This is a genomic window from Nonomuraea sp. NPDC005730 (assembly GCF_040630865.1).
GTDB lineage: Bacteria > Actinomycetota > Actinomycetes > Streptosporangiales > Streptosporangiaceae > Nonomuraea.
On sequence record NZ_JBEXYK010000089.1, the window covers coordinates 23,070 to 29,465 of the forward strand.

Sequence of the window (6,396 nt, forward strand, 5' to 3'; positions counted from 1 at the left end):
CGGAGGCCGTCAAGGGCTGACCACAGCGCCGTTGGCGGGGGCTGCGTTCATGAACCATGGGCCGGACGCCGGACAGCGTCGGGCAGCCGGCGGGCTTCCCGTCGGCGCGCCGCCGGTTCACAGATCGTCTACGCGCGTGAACGTCAGTTCGGCGTCCGAGCAGGCATCGGTGAGGTCGGCCGCCCGAATGCCCGCCCGGCAACTCCCACCCCTTGCGTCCCGTCGAGGACTTCGGCGGCGGCCACCTGCGCGAGCTGCGTGATCTGGTGGCCGATGCTCGCGTCTCTATCGCGGGTCGAGTACGCGCGTCATCCAGATCGAGTTACCGTGTTCGACGTCCTCGTCGATGCGGTCGCTTCGGTGGAAGCCGAGTTTCTCAAGGACGCGGAACGAGGGTGTGTTCCACTCCCGCACAGTGGCCCAGAGGCGGCGACGCCCTGTCCGAATCGCGGCTTCCAAGACCGCACGGGCGGCTTCTGTCGCATAACCATGGCCGTGAGCTCGTTGTGCCAGCTCGTACGCGATCTCAGGTTCGTCGAACGATCCCTGGCCGACGGTCAATCCGCAGTACCCGATGAACTCACCGGTGTCGCGCAGCTCTATGGCCAGCAACCCGAGCCCAGGAGCCGCCGTCAGCGGGTTGTCAACGAGCCAGCCGCGGACGTCCTCGACCGTCGGCCGTCCCTCGGCGTCGATCCGCCGGGCCGCCGGCACTCGCGGGTCCCGCTCAAACCACAACCCGCGGAACTCCTCCGCATCCGACGGCACCCACCGCCGCAACCGCAGCCGCTCGGTCACCAGCTCCGCCGGCAGATCGTCATATGTCCTCATCCCGACCAACCTAACGCAATGCTGGTCAACCTCGGACGGTGACGGGGCACGACGAGCATCCGAACGAGCCCGTGAGGCGGCCGCGTACGCCCGCTTCTCGGGCGCTCCGTCGCAGGCGGAGCTGGAGCGGTTCTTCTAGGCCCTCGGCTCGGGTCCGTGCAACGAGCCCCAAAGTAGAACGTTGCGCAGACCACACGGGGTGATGGCTGCGGCGCCCAACCGTGGACGAGTCCGGGTGCTCGCCATCGCGATAACGACGGCGGGGATGTTTTCGCAGGTCGCGTTGCTCGCTGACAGCTCTTACGTCAAGCCGTCCGGGAACCTCCGGCTGCTCACAGCTACTTTGCGGCTGGTGGCACGGACCCGAGCGGAGGGCCTGGTACCACGAGCATTTCCACGAGCCCGACTGCGGATCCCTTGTCACAAGTCACTTCCAAGTGTGACTGCAATGGCGGGCGTCACCGTGTTCGTCGTGCCGGAAACGCCGGCACGAGCGACCGATTCGAGGGACGTAAACCGTGTACAAGAAGGTGCTCGCCACTGCGGCGTCCGCCGTCCTGGCCCTGACCCTGACTCCCGCAGACCCCGCCGCCGCGAAGCCGGTCGTCTCGATCGTCGCGGGGTACTCCGCAACCGTCAAGGAGAACGACAGCAGCTTCTTCTGCCCCGAGAACGAGGTGTTGATCGGCCGGGCGCACCATGGGGACGAGAACGGCTACACGACGTACTGGTGCGGCAAGATCTGGATCGACAGGACACGGGTCGCCGTGTCCACGAGTCACTACCAGCTGGTCGACCCCGAGACCTACTCGTGGTTCGAGGCTCCTGAGAGCAACGCCATGGTCGGCCGCGAGCACGACGGGGACGAGAACGGCATCAGCGTGGTCTACTTCGCCATGCTCACGTATCTGGGCCGGCCCGTGACGCTGGTCAACAAGCGCTGGTCGGAGACCTACACCGAGGAGTCGCACGAGTCGAAGGCGAACCCGGGCGAGATCATGACGGGACGCAAGCACTTCGGCGATGAGAACGGCGACACCGAGTACCAGTACGCCGTGGTCACGTACTACTGACCGATTCGCCACGGGGAGGGCCCACTGGGCGCTCGCGTAGTGGCGGCGCGCCGGTGAAGGGGTCAGCGCGTGTTTGGGAAGACTGAGCGCTATTCATCTAGCGCTGGTGCTCGAGTCGGGCGCCTCGGCCGCCGCCGTCCTCGCGCTCAACGTCGAGGACCTCGACCTGCCCGCCCGCCGCGCCGCCATGGTCACGTGGGGCGACGGCGCCGCGCCCCTGCTGGAGGAGCTGGTCGCGGGCCGGACCCGCGGCCCCCTCTTCCTGGCCGACCGTAGACCCGCCCCCGCCCGGACGCCGGACCCGGCCGACCTGTGCCCCGAGACCGGCAGACGCCGCCTGTCCTACGAACGCGCCGAGTACCTGTTCAAGAAGGCCTCGGGCGGCTACACCCTGAGCCGGCTCGCAGCGTCCGCACGCCGACCGGCACCAGCACCACGCACAGCAGCGCGGTGACCGCCACGTCGGGCAGCGCACTCTGTTTCGAAGGTTCTCGTAGTTTCGGCCGTGAATCCAACGAAGTAGGGTCTGACCTGCGTGGTAAGGGCGTGGGTGTAGCGGGTGGGGTCCAGGGCGTGCAGTGATGCGCACACCCTGATGCCCCGGACGAGGCGTGGAGGATGACGTCTCAGAGCCTGCTGACAAAAGATTTGGTCACTGAGGCCGAGACAGGGATGCCCTGGCCGAGCCCCAGCTTCGAGCGATACGCCCGGCGGCGGGCAAGATAGGCGCGTATCCGGCGAAAGCGGTTGCGCAGGTCGTCATGATGGTGACATGACGTGGACAGCACCCGACGTAGAGCGGGGACCTCGGACGGACATGGCCTGTGGCGAACGCGAGATGCTGGATAACTGGTTGAAGCTCCGCCGGCTGTTCCTGCTGCGCAAATGCGCCGGCCTCACCTCCGAGCAACTGAAGACCGCCGCCGTGGAGCCGTCCAACCTGACGCTGCTCGGCCTCCTGCGACACATGACGGAAGTCGAGCGCTGGTGGTTCCGGGAGAAGTTCCTACACGAGAACTTGCCCGAGTTGTACATCACGGAGGAGTACGAAGACGGCGACTTCGACCTGGTGGCCGACGCCGACGCCGACGCCGAGGCCGACTACGCCGCCTTCCTCGCGGAGACGGCTGCCTGCGATGCCGCGGTTGCGGACATCGGCCTCGAGGAGCTGGCCGACGACCCCCGGGCGCCGACGGGCAAGGTCAGCCTCCGCTGGATCTACATCCACCTCCTGGAGGAGTACGCGCAGCACACCGGGCACGCCGACCTGATCCGAGAGCGCATCGACGGGGACACGGGAGCATAGCGGCTCTCCCGGGATCACCCGTATCCAGGTCCTGCCACCTCACCGACGTATCCGCTGAGCAGTGGTCAGCCGTAGCTCCAGGACGCGGGCCGGCCCAGCGGCCCGGGGTTGGCTGGCCTGCCAGTTCGCGGGTCAGGTGGCGGGTCATCTGGTGCACCATGGCCCATCAGATCTGGGCTTCGTGGTGCCGGCCTGCGTGCGTAGATCCGCACCAGTCGGCGGTAGCGGGTCAGCCAGGCGAAGGTTCGTTCTGCCATCCACCTGCGCGGCAGCACGACGAAGCCGCCATCCACCCGGACCAGCGCAATGGTGGAGAACTTCTCCCGCAGCCGGGCCAGCAGCGGGTGGGCGCCGTCACGGTCTTGGACCGACGCGCGGTGACGATCACGCACAACAGCAGCCTGAGCGTGTCGACCGCGATATGCCGCTTCTGCCCCTTGATCTTCTTGCCTGCGCCGTACCCGCAGGCTGCCGCGCCGACGGTCTCGGCCGTCTTGACCGTCTGGGACTCGATGCACTCGGCCGTGGGCAGCCCGCCGTGTCCGGCCAGGATGCGCAGCCGGCCGCGTAGGCGTCCAGCGAGCCGTTCGGGCAGACCACGCCGAGACCATCATCTCCCCAGGTCGGCAGGCAGGGATGTACGGCCCCTTTCAGGAACGTCGCAGTAAGTCCGAAGAACCGCCTTCGCTACTGCGTGCCCAAGATCAGAAGGGGGTGACACCGCTACCGGCAAGGTCCTCGGCGGCATCGACTTCACCTACTACGTCGATCTTGTGACCGTGTGGAACGAGGGTGCGTTCATCTACGGTGACCACGTATGGGCCCATAGCGAGTGGGGTGAGTACGACCCCAACCTGATGGTCTCCTCCAATGGCCAATGCAGTCCCTACTGCACGGTGAAGGCGAGCACGGCCCCCAAGCCTCTCCAGCTCCGCACCTGGCTGCAGTTCAACACGACTCTGGTCACGTCCGTCCCCTTGAACCAGGCTGAGACGATCGACGTCGATACCGTTCTCAAGCTGAAGTCGAACGACTTCGCCGGCGTCAGCTACGCCACGAGTGGCCCTGGTGACCTGAGGTGCGACAACGGCATGCTCAAGGGCTCGACCAACAGCGGCTTCGTGTTCTCCGGGACCTGGCCAACGCTCACCTTCAAGAAGAGCGAGCTGCCGGAAATTACCGGACACATCAGTCGCGCACAGTCCCGGGGCAACCCCGGCGCGCCCCCTGCAGGAGGCGTGCCAGGCAGCCCCCTGACCCGTCTTTATGACGACGCGGACGCTGAGGAGAACCGTAGCGACGCGTGCAGCTATCTCACCGACCCGCGACCGCCGAACTCCAGCTGTGACGAGTATCCCTTCGCCCACACCTACGAGGGGGCCTACACGGGCGGCGGCGACTGGATGTCCGACTTCTCCGCCGAATGGGCCTCGCAAACGGAGCAGGACAAGCAGGGCGGCATGATTGCCAACCTCTACAGAGACGAGCGTCTCTTGGACGCAGATGCCTTCTACGTCAAGGCCGACCTGAAGTCCTGACGGACGGAAAGGCTCCTCCCATGATCAGCACACCTCCAGATCACTGGGCCAATGTCCATCTGTCCTACCACCAGATCCAGCTCCGGGACCCCGAGGAGGGCGGACCGGCGCCGGTAGAAGGCTATGGCAACGGGCTGATCGTGGTGGATGACGAACCCGACGGCGCGACGATCTTCACCGGCATCGCGATCGGCGTCGTCGACGTTGAGGTACAGCTGACAGATGAGCCTCCGGGTATCGATCTGGACAACTGGGAGGAGATCGTCGAGGTCTCCATCGAATCCACCTCAGGATCACTGATCGTGTGCGGGCTCGATGGAGATCTCCCCGACCTGCCGAACCTCGCCCACCACGGCGAAGGCTTCTACCGGCTACGGGTGCACGCTCGCGGAAGAGACACCGACCCGGACGGGACGGCCAGTACGCCACTGCCGTTCGAGCACTACCTGATCATTGCCTGGCCCGCACCGTATGCGCCGGAGCTTGCCTTCAAGCACACCGACGCCATCGGTCACCAGCGTCGCCATCCTCATCTTGAGTGACCTTCCAGTCGCGGCCATGGCCAGGTCGGGGAAGGTGTGTTAAGGCCTGCGTGAGAGAATCCCCGGCCTCCCTGAACGGATTCAAGGGGGCCGGGGGCTTTCGGTGGTGTGGGTGGTTGGATGCTGGCGGCGTCCGGGGCCGCTAGTACTACAGCGAGCCTTTGAGATCTGTAGCGTGTAAACATGCCAGATGACTTAACCGCTGCTGATCTGCGGGAGTGGGTTACGGGACTGGATGCGTTGTTCGGCCGGGTTGCGGGCCGGTTCGGGCGGGTGGAGCCGCGTCGGCAGGCGCGGGCTTATCTGCTGGGATTGCTGGCGCCGATCGAGCGCAAGAACGGCTGGCAGCTGGCCGAGGCGGCCGGGGATGCGACGCCGGATCGTATGCAGCGCCTGCTCAACAGCGCCCGCTGGGACCCGCGCCAGGTGCGCGTCGATTTGCGTGAGTACGTGATGGAACACCTCGGCCACCGCGACGGCGTGCTGATCGTGGACGAGACCGGCTTCCTGAAGAAGGGCGACAAGTCGGCCGGGGTGCAGCGCCAGTACTCCGGTACCGCAGGCCGGGTGGACAACTGCCAAGTGGGCGTCTTCCTGGCCTACGCCTCCCCGCTCGGGCGGGCACTGATCGACGCCGAGTTGTATCTGCCCCGGTCCTGGACCGATGACCGTGATCGCTGCGCCCGGGCCGGCATCCCGGCCGACGCGCCCTTTGCCACCAAGCCGATGCTGGCGCGGACGATGCTGGCCCGCGCGCTGCAGGCCGGCGTGCCGGTGTCGTGGGTGACCGCGGACGAGGCCTATGGCATGGATTTCAAGTTCCGGCGTTTCCTGGAAGAACACCGTCTCAGTTATGTGGTGGCCGTACCCAGGAGCCAGTGGATCGGCACGGGCTGGGGCGGGCAGATCCGTGCCGACACCGCCACCGCCCAAGCTCCGGCCCAGGCGTGGAAGCGCCGCTCCTGCGGCCGCGGCGCCAAAGGCGAACGGTTGTATGACTGGGCGCTGGCGTCGGTGCGTTTCGAGGTCGAGCCCGGCTATCAGCGTTGGCTGCTGGCCCGGCGCAGCCTGACCCCCAACGCCAAGGGCGAACGGGAACTGGCCTA

7 protein-coding genes and 1 pseudogene are annotated in these 6,396 nt (G+C 66.6%); 6 read left to right on the top strand and 2 right to left on the bottom strand.

Annotated elements, in window-relative coordinates; translation table 11 throughout:
- Positions 1-285: 285 nt before the first annotated feature.
- Complete coding sequence (locus ABZ444_RS48070) at positions 286-831, bottom strand: GNAT family N-acetyltransferase (protein WP_358011239.1); 546 nt, start codon at positions 829-831, stop codon at positions 286-288.
- A gap of 518 nt (positions 832-1,349) precedes the next feature.
- On the opposite strand from ABZ444_RS48070, the gene ABZ444_RS48075 reads away from it, so the two are divergent.
- From ABZ444_RS48075 to ABZ444_RS48085, 3 genes are all read left to right on the top strand, one after another.
- Complete coding sequence (locus ABZ444_RS48075) at positions 1,350-1,904, top strand: hypothetical protein (protein WP_358011242.1); 555 nt, start codon at positions 1,350-1,352, stop codon at positions 1,902-1,904.
- 106 nt (positions 1,905-2,010) lie between these two features.
- A complete protein-coding gene (locus ABZ444_RS48080) occupies positions 2,011-2,358 on the top strand; it encodes a hypothetical protein (protein ID WP_358011244.1) in 348 nt (115 codons plus the stop codon).
- Between the two features lie 318 nt (positions 2,359-2,676).
- On the top strand, positions 2,677-3,210 hold the full coding sequence (locus ABZ444_RS48085; protein WP_358011247.1) for a DinB family protein: 534 nt from the start codon (positions 2,677-2,679) through the stop codon (positions 3,208-3,210).
- Positions 3,211-3,416: 206 nt separating this feature from the next.
- Here ABZ444_RS48085 and ABZ444_RS48090 read toward each other — a convergent pair.
- Positions 3,417-3,724, bottom strand: a pseudogene (locus ABZ444_RS48090) (transposase); the annotation flags it as partial.
- 259 nt (positions 3,725-3,983) lie between these two features.
- On the opposite strand from ABZ444_RS48090, the gene ABZ444_RS48095 reads away from it, so the two are divergent.
- The 3 genes from ABZ444_RS48095 to ABZ444_RS48105 all read left to right on the top strand — a co-directional run.
- Positions 3,984-4,748: a hypothetical protein gene (locus tag ABZ444_RS48095; protein ID WP_358011250.1), complete on the top strand. Its 765-nt coding sequence runs from the start codon at positions 3,984-3,986 to the stop codon at positions 4,746-4,748.
- Between the two features lie 20 nt (positions 4,749-4,768).
- Positions 4,769-5,290 carry a hypothetical protein gene (locus tag ABZ444_RS48100; protein WP_358011253.1) on the top strand — a complete coding sequence of 174 codons (522 nt, stop codon included), beginning with the start codon at positions 4,769-4,771 and terminating at the stop codon, positions 5,288-5,290.
- A gap of 183 nt (positions 5,291-5,473) precedes the next feature.
- On the top strand, positions 5,474-6,396 hold a 923-nt coding region (locus ABZ444_RS48105; RefSeq protein WP_358011255.1), incomplete at its 3' end, for an IS701 family transposase.